This window comes from Acinetobacter sp. YH12137, assembly GCF_013418535.1.
Taxonomy (GTDB): domain Bacteria; phylum Pseudomonadota; class Gammaproteobacteria; order Pseudomonadales; family Moraxellaceae; genus Acinetobacter.
On the sequence record NZ_VPBW01000006.1, the window covers coordinates 77647 to 95736 of the forward strand.

The following is an 18090-nucleotide window of genomic DNA, read 5'->3' on the forward strand; positions in this document are numbered from 1 at the left end:
AGGCTCTTTTTATTGGCCATAATGCTTGAATAAAAGCAGGGTCATTAAGATTCCTAATATAGAGAGGCTGGCGGTAACTGCCGCGATATAAGCCCAATTCTGTGTAGTCGAAACTAGTGCTGCGCTCAAAGGCGGCACAAAAAATTGAGCACAGGCTGAAAGCTGTAAAACCAGACCCACACTGGCTGCTGCGGCATTGGCACGCGGGGCATGCTGCAAAGTAATGGCAAAAACAGTGGTCGGGATAATTCCGCCAATCAGTGAAAACAGTACAGCACTTATAAACTGTAAGTCGAACATGAGCCATGAACTGGCTGCAAAAGCCAGAAAGCTGCTGCACAGCATGGCTGTAAATCCGGTACTGAATAGCGTCTTGGGTTTCCAGCCACGTTGTAACAACATACCTGCACCAAAAGTGCCGCCCAGATTGGCAAGTACCACGATTGAAACCAGAACGCCTGCAACTTTTAAATCAATACCATGTTCGACGTACATGCTGGGCAGGAACCCGGTCACGGTAATCCACTGACTGGTATAACAGGCAAAAATAATAGCTAAACACAGAATGGGTGGATGGGTAAGGGTAACTTTGACAATCTGCCAGAATGAAGTATTTGACGGTACTGGTTGAGGAATTGTGTTAGATGCAAATGCCATTGAATCTATTCGCAGGTATCGTTTAATGATGCCTGCAATAATCAAGCATAGACTGCCGAGAATAGCCCAAATATTCTGCCAGTTCAGGTATTCGAGTAAAACAGGAATACTAAAAACAGCAAGACTGACACCGACACCCATATAGGAACTCCAGAGTCCCATTTTAAAATTCAGTGTTTCAGGCCGACTGATCCGTTTTAAAATTGCAGGCGCGCACAAGGAAATAGTTAAAAATCCAATCCCTTCGGTAAAGCGGAAGAAATATAAGGCTGTGGCATGCTGAATCCAAAGGCCAGCGATACTGCTCAGTCCTAAAATGATTAACGCCAAAATCATGCAGCGCTTTAAACCCACTTTTTCCGAAAAAGCACCAATACAAAGGGCGAATAGCATCCCGGCCCCTTGTACTAAAGATAGGGAAAACCCGGCTTGCGTAAAACTTAAGCCTAAATCCTGTTGCAGAATAGGAATAATAGCAGACAGTTTGCCGACATGCATGGCCGCCAGATAACCGGCTAAAATAATCCATAGATCACGAATTGATATTTTTGACATCTATAATGCTTGAGTCCAGTTAAGGAATAGGCGGATCAATTTGAAAAAAATTATATAGAGATAGGGATAACATAAAATTTTATTCAGATTTATATGATTTAGGCATAAGTTAATAGGATGAATTAAATGGAAAAATAGCCAGTAAATAGTGAAAAATGTATAGATTTAGGGAATGACTATAAAAAGATTAAATGAAAAATATTCAAAAATTATGCTTATATTTCACTTAAGTCTAAGGAAAAATGCAGACCTTATAATAAAACTAGTTTAAACTTCAAATTAGTATGAAAAAAACAATGAAACGCTTGTTGAAATAAGGTAAATAAACTTTCAAGGGCAAGCGTTTGTGATTACAATTGATGACTTAAATTAGACCTCCTGTTTCATTTTTTAATTGAAGAATTAGACCGTGACCGACGCTCAGCAAAAACAGCCTAAACATGTCATGATGATGGCCGCAGGTACGGGTGGACATGTGTTTCCAGCGTTAGCCGTTGCAAAAGATCTACAACAACAAGGAATTGAAGTGTCCTGGTTGGCAACACCAGCGGGCATGGAAAACCGATTATTAAAAAACCATAATATTCCAATTTATCAAATCGATATTCAAGGTGTGCGTGGCAATGGTTTTGTGCGTAAAGTCTTGGCCCCGTTTAAAATTTTAAAAGCCACTCTTAGTGCTATGAAGCATATGAAACAGCTCAAAGTCGAAGCTGTTGCAGGCTTTGGCGGTTATGTGGCAGGACCGGGTGGTCTGGCAGCGCGGATCCTGGGTATTCCTGTAATTATTCACGAGCAAAATGCAGTCGCGGGTTTTACCAATACCCAGTTGTCACGGGTCGCTAAAACGGTATGTCAGGCTTTTCCTGATACTTTCCCGGCACAAGATAAAGTAGTAACCACCGGTAATCCGGTACGTAAAGAAATTACAGAAATTTTAAATCCGTCCTGGCGTTATCAGGAGCGGGAAAAAGCTGGCCAGCCGCTACGAATTCTGATTGTTGGTGGTTCACTTGGGGCACAAGCCTTAAATGAACGTGTGCCGGAAGCCTTGAAACAGTTGAATGTGCCGTTAAATGTCTATCATCAGTGTGGTCAAAATCATGCTGAAGCAACGCGCGCACGTTATGCAGACAAACCCGCCTCCTTGCAGGTTGAAGTTCAGCCGTTTATTGAAGATATGGCTCAAGCTTATAGCGACGCCGATCTGGTCATTTGCCGTGCCGGTGCACTGACAGTTACTGAAATTGCAACTGCTGGTGTAGCTGCGATTTTTGTACCGCTACCAAGTGCGGTTGATGATCACCAAACTGCGAATGCCAAATTCCTGGCCAATCAGCAGGCAGCCAAAATCTGCCCGCAGGCTACTTTGACGCCAGACAGTTTAAAAACCTTATTAGAGCCGATGCTTGACCGTCAGGTATTGATGGAAATGGCGATCAAAGCACGCCGTCAGGCTCAACCCGATGCGACCCAGCATGTGGTCCGTTTAATTCAAGAATTGTAATCCGAGTAAATTATGTCTCCAGTAACCCCAGCAGACCAAGCAAAGAAATTAATTAAAGTCCCGGAAATGCGCCGGATCAAGCATATCCATTTTGTAGGGATTGGTGGTGCAGGGATGTGCGGGATCGCGGAAGTACTGAAAAACCAGGGGTATAAAGTTTCTGGTTCAGACATCAAGGCCTCTAAAACTACGGCTCAATTAGAAGAAAATGGTATCAAGGTCTATATCGGCCATGCAGCCAGCAATATTAAGGGTGCCAATGTCATCGTGGTATCTACCGCGATTGATAAGGAAAACCCGGAAATCAAGGCAGCTCTTGAAACCCGTACACCGGTAGTCCGTCGTGCAGAAATGCTGGGTGAGCTGATGCGTTACCGTCACGGGATCGCGGTTGCAGGCACTCACGGTAAAACCACAACCACCAGCCTGATCACCTGTATGCTGGCAGAAGAAAATCTGGATCCAACTTATGTGATCGGCGGTTTGCTGAACCGTACCGGTGTGAATGCCGCTTTGGGTGCAAGTCGTTATATCGTGGCAGAAGCCGATGAATCAGATGCCTCATTCCTGTATCTAGAACCAATGGCTGCCGTGGTGACCAATATCGATGCTGACCATATGGATACTTATGGCGGTAGTTTCGATGTTTTAAAAGATACCTTTATCCAGTTTCTGCAAAAACTGCCATTCTATGGTTTAGCGGTTGTGTGTGGTGACGATGCCAATATCCGTGAAATCATGCCACGTATTGGTCGTCCATTACTGACTTATGGTTTTAATGAAGATAATGACATTCGTGCCGTCGATGTCGTACAGGAAGGTATGCGCAGCCACTTTACCGTATTACGTAAAGATCGTGAGCCGCTACGCGTGACTGTGAATCAGCCGGGTCTGCACAATGTACTCAATGCCTTGGCTGCAATTGGGATTGCAACGGATGAAGGCGTATCCGATGCAGCTATTTGCCGTGCACTGGAAGGCTTCAGTGGTGTAGGTCGTCGCTTCCAGGTACAAGGTCAATTCGAACTTGAAGGCGGCGATGTGAAACTGGTCGATGACTATGGTCACCATCCAAAAGAAGTAGAAGCCACTATTAAAGCGGCTCGTGCCAGCCATCCAGATCGCCGTCTGGTGATGATGTTCCAGCCGCACCGTTTCAGCCGTACCCGTGACTGTTTTGATGACTTCGTAGAAGTGCTTTCACAAGTTGATCAGCTGCTCTTACTTGAAGTGTATCCGGCAGGGGAAAAGCCAATTGTAGGTGCAGATAGCCGCGCATTGGCACGTAGTATCCGTTTACGTGGGGAAGTTGAACCAATCCTGATTGATCCGGTTGAGGGGAACCTGAGCCAGGTGATGAAAAAGGTATTGCAAGCAAATGACTTGTTATTAACCCAAGGCGCAGGTAATGTTGGAGCAATCTCAATCGAACTTGCTCAAAATCATTTATATGTAAAGTAAAATAGTCATGTTATGACTGATTGAACAGATTCAAAAAGTTTAAGGATATAAACGTGTCAAATGCTTCAAAATTCGGAAAAGTTGCCGTATTGCTGGGTGGTAAATCTGCAGAGCGTGAGGTTTCGCTAGATAGTGGAACCGCCGTACTTGAGGCATTAATGCGTTCTGGGGTCAATGCAGAAGCGTTTGATCCACAAGAGCGTAGTGTTACCGAGCTGGTAAATTATGATCGTGCGTTTGTGGTATTGCATGGTCGTGGCGGTGAAGACGGTCAGATTCAGGGTGCGCTGGAATGGTTGAATATTCCATATACCGGTACAGGCGTACAGGGTTCTGCCATTGGTATGGATAAAGTCAAAACCAAACAGGTTTGGCAGGGTTCAGAATTACCTACTGCGCCATATCGTATCGTGACCAAGAACTCGAATGCGCAAGAAATTGTATCTGCTCTAGATTTGCCGCTGATTATTAAGCCTGTACACGAAGGTTCGAGTATTGGCATGAGTAAAGTTGAAAAAGTAGAAGACTTTGCTGATGCGATTGCCAAAGCCACTGAACATGATGCCGTGGTTATGGCAGAGAAATGGATCACAGGCCGTGAATTTACCATTGTAATTCTGAATGGTCAGGCCCTACCTGTCATTCGTCTGCAACCGCCAGAAGATGTGGCTTTCTATGACTATGAAGCTAAATATCAGCGTAATGATGTGGAATATGGCATTCCATGTGGCTTAAGCGAGTCTGAAGAGAAAGAATTGCAAGCCTTGGCTCTACGTGCCTTCCAGGCGGTGGGTGCAAGTGGCTGGGGCCGTATTGATGCAATGCAGGATGAACAGGGTAAGTTCTGGTTACTGGAAGTGAATACTGTTCCAGGTATGACCAGTCATTCTCTGGTACCAAAAGCGGCAGCAGCCGTCGGCTATAGTTTTGATGCGCTCTGTGTAGCGATTCTGGAACAAACATTAAACGGTGCGGCACACTAAGTTATGGCTCAACTCCCAGCAACCATGCGCCGTAAACGTGCTGCGATTACCTCAATTCACGACAAGCCGCCGACACGCAAAGAGAAACTAACCAACCTGGGTGGTTGGGCCTTGTTGTGTGTCGCGCTGGTGGTGCTGGCTTTTGGGATTTTTGGCCTGTACAAGGTGATGACTGATGCTCAGGTAGCAGAGCTGAAAGTGGCAGGAACGCGTACAGCAGCTGAAGAGCGTCAGGTCATGCAGTACGTTTCACCGATTGTGACTGAAAACTATTTCACTTCGGACCTGGAATCGATTCGTGACCGCGCACTGGAATTGTCCTGGGTGGACCGTGTCGTAGTGTCTCGTGCCTGGCCAGACAAGATTCATGTCCGGGTGATGCCGCATCATGCTATTGCACGATGGGGTACAGGACGACTGCTAAGTGATAGTGGCATTATTTTCACTGAAGTCAGTCCTAAAGATTATTCAGCTTTACCGTTGCTGCATGGACCCTCTACTCATGCAAATACCATGATGCGACGTTATAATGAAATCAACCAGTTATTTTTACCACAAGGTATTCGTTTAAAAGAATTATATTTAACTGAACGAATGACGTGGTTTATGCAGTTTGATTCAGGTTTGCGTGTGATTGTCGATAAAGACCAGACCATGAGTAAATTGCAACGTTTGAGTCATCTGTCCTATAGCGAACTAAAACCGGTATGGTCGAAAATTTCAGCGATTGACCTGCGTTATCGCAATGGATTGGCGATTCAATGGAAAAATTCAATTCCGCCTAAAATTGTAAATGGTCAATTTATTGTAACCATTAATGACACGGGCGTTGAGAATAATGTAACAGTAAAGCCATAATGACCGGCTTTAAAAACTAGAGGCCTTATAAAGCCATAAATCTAACAAACACGTAATGGTAGTAGTTAATAATGAGTGAAGCTGTTCCCTCGGTTGTGGCGATTGACATTGGGACACACAAAGTTTCAGTTTTGATTGGTAAGGTACACGCGCCAGACAATATCCAAGTGATTGGGATGGCGACCGCTCGTAACCGAGGCATGAATAAAGGAAAAATTGTCAGTCTCGATAAAGTCATTACCGCCATTAAAAACGCCGTACAAGAAGCGGAAGATATGGCTGAATGTCGTGTGCATTCTGCGTGGATTTCGATCCCAAGTGCTGAATTAAAAAGCTTTTATGCCTCGGGTCGTACCACCATTGATAATAGTGAACATTCAATTACGACCAGTGAAGTGGTACGGGCACTTGAGCTGGCCAAAGCCAGTCATGTCACCTCAGATCATTATCTGGTCAGTGCGGTGCCTTTAGGCTTCGAGCTGGATGATGCACCGGAATGGGTACTCAACCCGATCCGTATGTCGGCACATAGCATGACGGGACATTATCATTTGATGATGTTACCGATCAGCACCATGCAGAATATTGACCGCGCTTTAAAAGGGGCCAATATCGGTGTGGAGAAAATGGTGGTGTCCTGTCTAGCTACTGCTGAAGCCAGCCTGCTGAAAGATGAAAAAGAATATGGCGTGTGTCTGGTAGATATCGGTGCGGGAACCACCAATATTGCTGTTTATTTGGATGGCCGTTTGGCGTTAACCCATACTATTCAGCGTGGCGGTGAACATGTGACCCGTGATATTGCAGCAGTTTTACAGACCACGACAGAAGAAGCAGAACGTCTGAAATTGCTCTATGGCTGTGTTGACCTAAAAGTGGTTAAACCAGAGCATATGATTCAGTTCCAGGGCATTGATGGACCACAAACCATTAGCCGGATTGAACTGACTGAAATTATCATGGCGCGTTATGAAGAAATCATGGGTCTGGTGCGTGATGAACTGGTGAACCATGGCGCGATGCAGGGACTGTATCATGGTGTGGTGCTGACTGGGGATGCCAGTCAGATTGAAGGTATGGTCAGCTTTGTACGCCGTACCTTGGGTGTATCTGCACATCTGGGCAATCCGCCGGTACAGGTCTATGCGGATGAACAGCACCAGGCGGCTTTACGTCGTTCCCAGTACGCAACAGTGGCTGGTTTGCTGATGTTTAGCCAGAGTGATACCCAGGAAACCCTCGTTGAGACCGAAGACGGGGACAAGTTATCAGTAACACAGCGCATTAAACGGGCATGGTCAGGTTTTAACGAAACGTTAAAAGCGATCTTTTAAGCGATTTTTATTGTGAATATTGTTGGGAAGTTGTAGTTAATCGGGCTTGTACTTGACAAGTGCTTGCTTGAGCAGCATTCTTAAAAACAATTTTTATCAAGATTAAGGCAGTATACGGGCTTAGTGACTGCCAATTATGAATTAGGAATTTTATAGGTCATGGCCTCATTTGAATTTTTCGAAGAAGATCATAGCGATAGCAATGGTCAAGCCCGTTTCACTGTATTTGGTGTAGGTGGTGCGGGTGGTAATGCTGTACAGCATATGTTGCAGTCCGATATCCAGGGCGTAAAGTTCGTCTGTGCCAATACAGACAAACAGGCACTGGATCGCATGGAAGCCGAATTTAAAATTCAGCTGGGCGAGCAAAGTACACGTGGTCTGGGTGCTGGAGCAAATCCACAGGTCGGTCAAGCGGCAGCAGAAGAAAGCCGTGAACTGATCCGCCAGCAGCTTGAAGGTACCGATATGGTATTTGTCACCGCCGGTATGGGTGGTGGTACAGGTACCGGTGCTGCGCCAGTCGTTGCTGAAATTGCTAAAGAAATGGGTATCCTCACTGTTGGTGTCGTAACTACACCATTCAACTTTGAAGGTAAACGCCGTCTGCAATCTGCCGAGAAGGGGATTGAAGCGTTAGAACAGCACGTAGATTCTCTGATCATCATTCCAAACCAGCGTCTATTGAAAGTCTTCCGTGATATTTCAATGAAGGATGCATATAAAAAAGCGGATGATGTACTGTTGAATGCGGTACGTAGTATCTTTGACCTGGTGGTACGTCCTGGTCACATTAACCTTGACTTCGCCGATCTGAAAACTGCAATGAGTACACGTGGTTATGCCATGATGGGGGTAGGCTTGGGTCGTGGTGAAAACCGTGCACGTCAGGCAGCAGAACAGGCGATTCGCAGCCCATTACTGGATAACGTCACCATCATGAATGCCAAAGGTATTCTGATTAACGTGACGGGTGGTGATGACGTAACCTTCGGTGAAATCGAAGAAATTACTGATGTTGTAAACCAGATCGTGGATCTGGACGAAGGTCAGGTCTTCTACGGCACAGTATTTGACCCTGATGCTCGTGATGAAATCAGTGTAACGGTGATTGCGACTGGTTTGACTCGCCATGCTGCAGATTCGGTTGAGCCGACTAAACGCGCGAATGTACAGGCAGTACGTCCATCATCATCACAGGCAGTAGTTGAAGATGATGATGTACCGGCAATTCAGCGTCAGCAAAATGAAGCAGGTGCAGCAGCTAATCCTGCCGCTTCAGTTTCTAGTCCGCGTCCAACGCCAATGAGCATCCAAGATTATCTTAAAAATCAACAGCGCAAATAATATGTAACAGCATGTGTTTACGATGATTGCACAGAAAAGGTGGCTTTAGAGCCACCTTTTGTTTTTTATCAATGGCCAAATATGCTAACGTATAGCGGTTTTATTGGTGAACAGATGATAAAAAGCATGTTGAAACAACGTACCCTGCAACGTATCGTGAAAGCGAGCGGAATCGGTCTTCATAGTGGGCAGAAGGTTATGATTAACTTTGTGCCACACCACGCCGATGGGGGCATTGTGTTTCGTCGTATTGATCTGGATCCACCTGTCGATATTCCTGCAGATGCCTTATTGATCCAGGAAGCCTTCATGTGTTCGAACCTGGTTCAGTCAAATGCCAAAGTGGGTACGATTGAGCATGTGATGAGCGCCATTGCAGGGTTAGGTATTGATAACCTGATTATTGAAGTGTCAGCTTCAGAAGTTCCCATTATGGATGGCAGTGCCGGACCTTTCATTTATCTGCTCATGCAGGGCGGCTTGCAAGAACTAGATGCACCAAAGAAATTTATTAAAATTATTAAACCTGTTGAAGCCCTGATCGATGACAAACGGGCGATTTTCAGCCCACATGACGGCTTTCAGCTAAATTTCACTATTGATTTTGATCATCCTGCCTTTAAAAAAGAACATCAATCTGCCAGCATCGATTTTTCTACAGAAACCTTTGTTTATGAAGTCAGTGAAGCGCGTACATTCGGCTTTATGAAAGACCTTGACTACTTGAAAGCCAATAATCTGGCTTTGGGTGCAAGCTTGGAAAATGCGATCGGTGTAGATGAAACCGGTGTAGTCAATGAAGAAGGTTTGCGTTTCTCGGATGAGTTTGTACGTCACAAAATTCTAGATGCAGTTGGTGATTTATACCTGCTAGGCCACCAGATTATTGCCAAATTTGATGGTTACAAATCAGGGCATGCTTTGAATAATCAACTATTGCGTAACGTGAAAAGTGACCCAAGCAGCTATGAAATTGTAACATTTGATGACGTAACTCAATGTCCAATTAGTTATGTAACTGTGGCATAAGTCCTTGTCTTTGTGTCTTTGTGTTATAACTTAGCTGCATCTAATGTGACACCTGTCACATAAAAACAACATTGGAATTTATTACATCTCATTGCAATGTTACTTTTTATTGCTTGCCAAACGTAGTAAAGCTTGGCTAAGCTTAGGGTCGCTTATAAAGTCAGCAGCACCGCGAAGTAATTCCTGTGTTTCTGGACTCAAGGCTCTTTCAGATTTTTCTGGAACCGGTTGAACAGGGGATGGATTCCTTAAGCAAACCTGGATTTTAGTGAGATCTTTTAATTCGTTTATTTGAGAGAGTTGTGAGATGTATTGCTTTTGAAGATAGGCCAATTGAGAAATCATGGCTTGGTTTTCACCAGTAATCGTTAACACACCATTTTGATAGCAGGCAACTTGCCATTGTTCGGGTTGAGGCAATAGCGGTTGTACGAGTTTCGTAAGCTTCTGCCATGCAGAAACTTGTGATGAGAGAAACGAAAAGTTTCCTGTTTTTATCTGTTTTCTTGTTTTTTGAAAGACGTTGACAGGTTCCGACATACATAATTCCTACATGTTTATGTCTTAATCTTATGCGCTTCTTAAAGTGGATATCAAGGAAGAGATCTTCAAGAAACTCGATTAGCAGTTTAGAGAGGTTTTTTATGCATATGCCTATGCGACGTATCCTATTGGCATTTTCTATTTCGGTTTCAGCTGCTTCAGTAGCTTTTGCAGATTTAGTGGATCTGAATCAACAAGATGCTACACCTGACCGTCTTGAGCAGTTAACACGTACTTTATCGCAGGGTTCTTATACCCATCCTGAAGATATTGATATTCCCGCACAAACTAAATTAAATGTTCAGCTACGTGAAAAACCGGTTGAACTGAATAATCAGACCATTGCTCAAAAATATGGCAATTCTTCATCCAGTAAAGTTGCATCTTCAAATAATCCTTATTCGTGGTTAGTGGCTCATCCATTACCCGACATGAAACGTGTCAGCTCAAATTTTGGCGGCCGTACCATGGGTGGTCGTGCTGAAAATCACTCAGGTCTAGATCTGGCTGCTGCAAGCGGTACACCGATCTATGCAACTGGTCCTGGTATCGTAACCAAATCGGGTTGGGGTACAGGTTATGGTCAGTATGTCGAAATTAACCATGGTAATGGATACCTTACTCGTTATGCCCATGCTTCACGCTTGATTGCACGTGTGGGAGATCAGGTGCAAGCCGGTGATCATATTGCGAATGTAGGTTGTACAGGTCGTTGTACTGGTCCTCATCTACACTATGAAGTAGTAAAAGACGGTCAACGTAAAAATCCTTCAACTTATTTAGCAATGTTGCCTTAAGCGTAGCTTTGCTCAAAATAACTGAAATACTTTAATACGTCTGATACTTGATACTCATAAAAAATCAATCAAACCGCTTTTAAGGCAATTAGACTGAACATTTCTTCCAGGGAGTAGAGAAGGAGTTCGGTCTAATTGCTTTTAGATATTATATTATCACCGAGAATTATAACTGTCGTATAAAAAATCGCCATTATTGACTTCTTTTTGTTACTTTGTGTAAGAAAGTGTCAATGGATATTTAGATAATAAATAGTACTCCAGAACCGCATTCAGCCAGAGCCATATCTGCATAAGCCGTAAATATGATACATATAAGTGATCAATTTGGCTTTCAGGAACTGTAGATTATGGCGTTTTATGGAGATACCGACGCTCAAGAAACCCAAGAATGGCAAGACGCTTTTGACTCCGTTTTGCAACACATGGGAACCGAGCGCGCCGCCTTTTTACTTGAAAAACTTTATCAACGCGCAATTGCCAAACATGTTCCTATTCAGCGTTTAAATACTCCCTACTTAAACACTATTTCTGTAGAAGAACAACCTGCGATGCCGGGCGACCAGGACATGGAGCGCCGTATTCGCGCGCTGATCCGCTGGAATGCTTTGGCAATGGTGCTTCGCGCAAATAAAACCGGTGATGACCTGGGTGGTCACTTGGCCAGCTTTGCTTCATCTGCCACTTTATACGATGTGGGTTTTAACCATTTCTTCCGTGCCAATAACGACAGCTTCGGTGGCGACCTGATTTACTATCAAGGTCACTGTGCCCCGGGGATTTATGCCCGCTCATTTCTAGAAGGCCGCTTAACTGAAGAGCATCTGAATAATTTCCGTCGTGAAGTCGGCGGCAAAGGTCTGCCTTCTTATCCTCATCCTTACTTGATGCCAGACTACTGGCAGTTCCCGACGGTATCGATGGGCCTGGGTCCAATCATGTCGATCTATCAGGCGCATATTCAAAAGTATCTGATGAACCGTGGCCTGATTAAGGAAGAAGACCGTAAAGTCTGGGCTTATCTGGGCGATGGCGAAATGGATGAGCCGGAAAGCTTAGGCGCGATTTCACTGGCGGGTCGTGAGAAGCTGGACAACCTGATCTGGGTGGTGAACTGTAACTTGCAGCGTCTGGATGGCCCGGTACGTGGTAATGGCAAGATCATTCAGGAACTTGAATCATTGTTCCGTGGTGCTGGCTGGCGCGTGATTAAAGTTGTCTGGGGTCGTCATTGGGATCCGCTACTGGATAAAGACAAATCTGGTGCACTCAAAGCGATTATGGAAGAAGCAGTAGATGGTGATTATCAGCGCTATCAGGTGAAAGGTGGTGCTTATGCACGCGCACATTTCTTTGGTAAATATCCAGAAGCAGAAGCTTTGGTCAAAGACCTGAGCGATGAAGATATCGATAATCTGAACCGTGGTGGTCATGACCCGTACAAAGTCTTTGCTGCCTATGCAGAAGCGACCAAGGCCAAAGGTCAACCAACGGTCATTCTGGCGAAAACCGTAAAAGGTTATGGTCTGTCTGATGAAATTGAAGCGGTGAACAAGACGCACCAAATCAAGAAAATGCAGCTGGAATCATTGAAATATGTACGTAACCGTTTCAACTTGCCATTTACTGATGAACAACTGGAAGAAATTCCATTCTACCGTCCAAGTGAAAATTCGCCTGAAATTAAATATATGAAGGCACGCCGTGAGGCACTGGGTGGTTATCTGCCAGCACGTCGCAAAGAAAGCGAATCTTTACCGATTCCTGAACTTTCTGTATTTGATGCTGTGCTTAAAGGTTCAAACGGTAAAGAACAGTCCACCACCATGGTCATGGTTCGCCTCATCTCTGCATTATTAAAAGAGAAAGCAATCAAGGACCGTGTGGTACCGATCGTGCCAGATGAAGCGCGTACCTTTGGTCTGGAAGGGATGTTCCGTCAATTGGGGATCTATGCAGCGCATGGTCAACAATATACCCCTGAAGATCAGGAACAGTTGATGCATTACCGTGAAGCCAAAGACGGTCATATGTTACAGGAAGGGATTAACGAAGCCGGTGCGATGAGCGCATGGGCAGCCTTGGCGACCAGTTATTCAACCAATAACCTGCCAATGATTCCGATGTACATGTACTACTCGATGTTCGGCTTCCAGCGTATTGGCGATATTGCCTGGGCCGCAGGTGATGCACAGGCGCAAGGTTTCTTGCTGGGTGCAACCGCTGGCCGTACTACCTTAAATGGTGAGGGCTTGCAGCATCAGGATGGTCATTCGCATATTCTGGCCAACACCATTCCAAACTGTGTCTCTTATGACCCGTGCTTTGGCTATGAGCTTGCTGTGATCGTGCATGATGGTCTGCAACGTATGTATGTGAATCAGGAGCGTGTGTTCTATTATCTGACCCTGATGAATGAAAACTACGAACATCCGCCAATGCCGCAAGGTGCAGAAGAAGGCATCAAGCGTGGTATGTATCTGCTGGAAGAAGACGAAAAAGCGACGGTTCAGTTGATGGGTTCAGGCGTGATTCTGCGTGAAGTGATCAAGGCCGCAAAAATCCTGCGTGAGGAATATCAGATTCATGCCAATGTCTGGAGCGTGACCAGCTTTAACGAACTCGCTCGCGATGGTATGGCATGTGAAGAATATAACCGCCTGCATCCACTGGCTGAAGAAGCGAAAGAACCATGGGTATCTCAGCAGTTACGTGACAAGGACGGTATTGTGGTATCGGCCACTGATCACATGCGTGCCTATAGCGAACAGATCCGTGCCTATCTTCCAGATAGCCGTCCATTCGTAGCCTTGGGTACCGATGGTTATGGCCGTTCAGATACCCGTGGCAACCTGCGTAGCTACTTTGGTGTCGATGCTGCACATATTGTCGTAGCAACCTTGAAGAAGCTGGCAGATGAAGGTGAAGTCGATGCACGTTTAGTGAAAGATGCGATCTCTAGCTTTGAGTTAGATACTGATCGTCCGGTGGCTTGGGCGCCACAGGCGACCCCGGAACTGCATGCTGTTGCTGACTACAAAGAGGAGAACTAATCATGCAAATTACGACTCCAGATATTGGTGTAGATAAGGCAACTGTGGCAGAAATCCTGGTGAAGGTGGGCGATACCATTGCTGTAGATGAGAGTATTGTGCTGCTGGAATCGGATAAAGCCTCTGTTGAAGTGCCAAGCACTTCAGCAGGTGTGGTCAAAAATATTCTGATTAATCAGGGTGATGAAGTATCTGAAGGTACTGTCCTGATTGAACTGCAGGCTGAAGATGATGCCAGTACGGTAGAAAGTCAGGAAGCTGATGCTGCTGACAAAACTTCGGAAAATACTCCAACTGAATTGCCTGATGAGGAAATCCTGCAGGAAGTGGCGGCACATCAGCCTAAAGCCTCTAGCCAAAGTGAACAGGCCTCTCAATCGGCTTCTACATCTACTGTAGAAGTGAAATTGCCGGATATTGGCGTAGAAAAGGCCCTGGTGGGTGAAATTCTGGTTCAGGTTGGCGATGAAGTTGAGGTGGATCAAAGCCTGGTCGTGGTTGAATCGGATAAAGCAACAGTTGAAGTACCAAGTACAGTTGCAGGTACTGTAGAAGCGATTCATATTCAGGAAGGTGATTCAGTCAAAGAGGGGGTGCTGATTCTGACAGTGAAAACTGCAGATTCAGCACCAGCTGCTGAGCAAGCAGCGCCTCAAGCAGAAGAAAAGCCAAAAGCTCAAGCAACACCTGAAGCCAAAACTGAAACAGCACCACAACAGGCGGCATCCCCTGCAGGCGATATTGAAGTAAAAGTACCTGACTTGGGTGTCGACAAGGCTGCTGTAGCAGAAATTCTGGTACAGGTCGGTGATACGGTGGAGAAAGACCAGAGCATCATCGTGGTCGAATCGGATAAAGCGACAGTAGAAGTGCCAAGCACGACTGCCGGAGTGATTAAGGCGATTCATGTTGAGCTGGGCCAGAGTGTTTCTGAAGGTGTGGCACTGATTACGATTAAAGCTGAAGGACAAGCATCACCTGCTGCAGCTCCAGCGGAAAAATCAGAAGCACCTGCAGTCAAAGCTACGCCTGCACCAGCCACAGCTCCAAAAGCTGAACCTGCTGCGACACCTGAAACGCATAGTGCAGACAAGCTCACCAAAGAGCAGAACGCTGCCAATGCCAAAGTTTATGCTGGTCCTGCTGTGCGTAAACTGGCTCGTGAACTGGGTGTGGTATTGGCAGAAGTGAAAGCTTCTGGTCCGCATGAGCGTCTAATGAAAGAAGACCTGTTTGCGTATGTGAAAGATCGTCTGACTGCACCGCAAACAACAACCGCACCTGCGGCAGCTACAGCTCCTGCTGGCTTACCAAAACTGCCTGATTTCAGTGCTTTTGGTGGGGTAGAAGAGAAAGCCTTGACGCGTCTGCAACAGGTTTCGATTCCGCAGTTATCTTTAAATAACTACATCCCACAAGTGACCCAGTTTGATGCAGCCGATATCACTGAGCTGGAAGCTTGGCGTAATGAGCTGAAAGGCAACTTCAAAAAAGAAAGTATTGGCCTGACCATCATGGCTTTCATTATCAAGGCTGTAGCTTATCTGCTCAAAGAAGAGCGTGAGTTTGCCGGTCACCTGTCTGATGACGGTAAATCGGTATTGCTACGGAATGAGATCCATATGGGCATTGCGGTTGCGACGCCAGATGGTCTGACTGTTCCTGTATTACGTAACCCGGACCAGAAGTCGATCAAGAAGATCGCTATTGAGCTCGGTGAGTTAAGCCAGAAAGCGCGTGATAAGAAATTATCACCTAAAGATCTGCAAGGTGCGAACTTCACCATCACCAGCTTGGGCTCAATTGGCGGTACAGCATTTACGCCGTTGGTGAACTGGCCGCAAGTGGCGATCTTGGGTATTTCTCCTGCGACCATGCAACCGGTATGGAATGGGGAGGGCTTTGATCCACGTTTGATGCTGCCACTGTCACTGTCTTATGACCATCGCGTAATTAATGGTGCCGATGCTGCACGCTTTACCAATAAGCTGACCAAGCTGTTAAAGGATATTCGTACACTCTTGATCTGATTCATGAATGTATGAAAATAAAAACCCTGCTCCGGCAGGGTTTTTTTATATGACAATTTGTAAATATAAACACGGTTGGCTATAATGGGCGCACTTCATTGGGGAGTAGCCGCCTTTTGCGCAAAGCAGAAGGGTGATGGTCAACATATTTGCTCAACAGGGCATGGTCATCATAGCAAAGAACCAAATAAGCTTCTCGAAGCTTTCTTTTGTTGGCAAGACCTTTGATTTACCATTCTGCAGATTTTGGCTGGCGGGAAGGGTGAATCATCGGTAGAAAATGCCAGCCAGAGAAAGACCGCATGTACGAATTCCTGCTTTCCACGGCCATCGTTGCACTTGCCGAAATGGGTGATAAAACCCAGTTACTGGCTTTGCTTCTTGCAGCACGTTTCCGCAAACCGACACCGATTTTAATTGCAATTTTACTGGCAACCCTGATTAACCATGGTCTTTCAGCAGCCCTGGGGCAATGGGTCACTACCGTTATTGGGCCAGAAATTTTGCTGTGGATCGTGTCAGTCGGTTTTATTGGGATGGCAATCTGGATGCTGATTCCGGATGAATTAGGGGATGAGAACGACAGTATCAATAAATGGCAAAAGTACGGCGTGTTTGGTGCGACTTTTGTGCTGTTCTTCCTGGCTGAAATTGGCGATAAAACCCAGATTGCGACAGTGGCACTGGCAGCACGTTTTGACAGTGTGCTTTGGGTGATGATGGGTACTACCGTCGGAATGATGATTGCCAACGCACCTGCGGTATTTATCGGTGATAAACTGGCGAATAAACTTCCAATCGGCCTGATTCATAAAATTGGCGCCAGTATTTTCTTGATCATCGGTGTCGGCACCTTGGCACAACATTATTTATTTTAAAAATAAAAATCAATTTCGTATAAATCCTGAGCTAAAAACTCGGGATTTTTTATTGTGAAATTGTGCTCAATTTGCTGATAAATAAAGTTATATATCCAGTTTTATTGATTGTAAGTTCATTTAATTCCCTATATGTTATATGCCTATAGAAAAACCATCCTAAACGAAAAAAATTGGGGATTACTGATGGCCTTCGAGCGCACCACATCGCAAGTCTTGTTTGATAATGGGACACATAAATGTATTAGTTTTACCAGTCTCGTTAAAGGTGAAGGTGTCCAGGCAAACCAATTTCTGATTTTAGACAATGAGCGTGCTGCAGTACTTGATCCGGGCGGTGATTTAACTTATGTACCGTTGACCATGGAACTGAACCGCTATACCCGGTTAAGCAATCTGGATTATGTGATGGCATCGCATCAGGATCCGGACATTATTACGTCCATGCCGCGCTGGCTGGTCTATACCGAAGCCAAAGTCGTAGCTTCCAAGCTCTGGGCGCGTTTCTTGCCGCATCTGAATTCAGCCTTTATGAGTGACCGTATGAAAGGTAACTGGCTGGATCGTCTGGTTGAATTGCCGGATCATGGTCAGATCATTCCACTCGGTCAATCCAGCATTATTGCTATTCCAGCGCACTTTTTACATTCAGTCGGTAATTTCCAGTTTTATGACCCGATTGCCAAGATCCTGTTTTCTGGTGATATGGGGGCGTCAATGGTCGAGGATGCTTCAAAGCCACTGGAAAATTTTGCAGCGCACATTCCGAAAATGAAAGGATTTCACCAGCGCTATATGTGCAATAACAAGGTGATTCGTTTATGGGTACAGATGGTACGTACCATGGATGTAGACATGATTGTGCCACAACATGGAACACCATTTGTGGGTAAAGAACAGATTAACCAGTTTCTGGACTGGATTGAAACACTGGAATGTGGCACTGATTTAATGGATGAAACTGTTTTTACTTGTCCTGAATAGTTCAAGAAAATTTTAAATTTTTTCTTGAGTAGAAAAACAACATTTTTTATATTTTCCGCCGGCAAAAAAACTGT

The 18090-nt window shown here is 45.2% G+C and carries 14 protein-coding genes and 1 riboswitch; of the genes, 12 read left to right on the top strand and 2 right to left on the bottom strand.

The features are described from left to right. Nucleotides 1–9 precede the first annotated feature (9 nt). Entirely contained in the window at nt 10–1212 is a 1203-nt protein-coding gene (locus FTU72_RS05155) for a CynX/NimT family MFS transporter (RefSeq protein ID WP_180002590.1), read from the bottom strand. Between the two features lie 409 nt (nt 1213–1621). On the opposite strand from FTU72_RS05155, the gene murG reads away from it, so the two are divergent. The 7 genes from murG (at nt 1622) to lpxC (ending at nt 9731) form a co-directional block, all read left to right on the top strand. Next, nucleotides 1622–2719 carry an undecaprenyldiphospho-muramoylpentapeptide beta-N-acetylglucosaminyltransferase gene (murG, locus tag FTU72_RS05160; protein ID WP_159123787.1) on the top strand — a complete coding sequence of 366 codons (1098 nt, stop codon included), beginning with the start codon at nt 1622–1624 and terminating at the stop codon, nt 2717–2719. A 12-nt stretch (nt 2720–2731) separates the two neighbouring features. Beyond that, the gene (gene murC / locus FTU72_RS05165) at nt 2732–4180 is read left to right on the top strand and encodes a UDP-N-acetylmuramate--L-alanine ligase (RefSeq protein ID WP_005232692.1); all 1449 of its coding nucleotides are present in this window, start codon (nt 2732–2734) and stop codon (nt 4178–4180) included. Nucleotides 4181–4233: 53 nt separating this feature from the next. Next, nucleotides 4234–5163, top strand: a complete 930-nt coding sequence (locus FTU72_RS05170) for a D-alanine--D-alanine ligase (protein ID WP_159123788.1) — start codon at nt 4234–4236, stop codon at nt 5161–5163. A gap of 3 nt (nt 5164–5166) precedes the next feature. After that, entirely contained in the window at nt 5167–6021 is an 855-nt protein-coding gene (locus FTU72_RS05175; RefSeq protein ID WP_159123789.1) for a cell division protein FtsQ/DivIB, read from the top strand. Between the two features lie 71 nt (nt 6022–6092). Next, the gene (ftsA, locus tag FTU72_RS05180; RefSeq protein ID WP_159123790.1) at nt 6093–7355 is read left to right on the top strand and encodes a cell division protein FtsA; all 1263 of its coding nucleotides are present in this window, start codon (nt 6093–6095) and stop codon (nt 7353–7355) included. Nucleotides 7356–7514: 159 nt separating this feature from the next. Continuing rightward, on the top strand, nt 7515–8702 hold the full coding sequence (gene ftsZ, locus FTU72_RS05185) for a cell division protein FtsZ (RefSeq protein ID WP_179991920.1): 1188 nt from the start codon (nt 7515–7517) through the stop codon (nt 8700–8702). A 126-nt stretch (nt 8703–8828) separates the two neighbouring features. Continuing rightward, nucleotides 8829–9731, top strand: a complete 903-nt coding sequence (lpxC, locus tag FTU72_RS05190) for a UDP-3-O-acyl-N-acetylglucosamine deacetylase (protein ID WP_180052514.1) — start codon at nt 8829–8831, stop codon at nt 9729–9731. Between the two features lie 99 nt (nt 9732–9830). Here the strand turns inward: lpxC and FTU72_RS05195 are convergent, their stop codons facing one another. Beyond that, nucleotides 9831–10271 carry a DciA family protein gene (locus FTU72_RS05195; protein WP_004781492.1) on the bottom strand — a complete coding sequence of 147 codons (441 nt, stop codon included), beginning with the start codon at nt 10269–10271 and terminating at the stop codon, nt 9831–9833. Nucleotides 10272–10381: 110 nt separating this feature from the next. On the opposite strand from FTU72_RS05195, the gene FTU72_RS05200 reads away from it, so the two are divergent. The 5 genes from FTU72_RS05200 (at nt 10382) to FTU72_RS05220 (ending at nt 18016) form a co-directional block, all read left to right on the top strand. Then, nucleotides 10382–11071 carry a M23 family metallopeptidase gene (locus FTU72_RS05200; RefSeq protein WP_034170247.1) on the top strand — a complete coding sequence of 230 codons (690 nt, stop codon included), beginning with the start codon at nt 10382–10384 and terminating at the stop codon, nt 11069–11071. A 350-nt stretch (nt 11072–11421) separates the two neighbouring features. After that, nucleotides 11422–14124, top strand: a complete 2703-nt coding sequence (gene aceE / locus FTU72_RS05205; RefSeq protein ID WP_180011097.1) for a pyruvate dehydrogenase (acetyl-transferring), homodimeric type — start codon at nt 11422–11424, stop codon at nt 14122–14124. Nucleotides 14125–14126: 2 nt separating this feature from the next. Further along, nucleotides 14127–16154 carry a 2-oxo acid dehydrogenase subunit E2 gene (locus tag FTU72_RS05210; RefSeq protein WP_180052515.1) on the top strand — a complete coding sequence of 676 codons (2028 nt, stop codon included), beginning with the start codon at nt 14127–14129 and terminating at the stop codon, nt 16152–16154. A gap of 88 nt (nt 16155–16242) precedes the next feature. Continuing rightward, nucleotides 16243–16383: riboswitch (yybP-ykoY riboswitch) on the top strand. A 73-nt stretch (nt 16384–16456) separates the two neighbouring features. Continuing rightward, nucleotides 16457–17032, top strand: a complete 576-nt coding sequence (locus FTU72_RS05215) for a TMEM165/GDT1 family protein (protein WP_159123792.1) — start codon at nt 16457–16459, stop codon at nt 17030–17032. A gap of 186 nt (nt 17033–17218) precedes the next feature. Beyond that, entirely contained in the window at nt 17219–18016 is a 798-nt protein-coding gene (locus tag FTU72_RS05220) for an MBL fold metallo-hydrolase (protein ID WP_159123793.1), read from the top strand. Nucleotides 18017–18090: the final 74 nt, after the last annotated feature.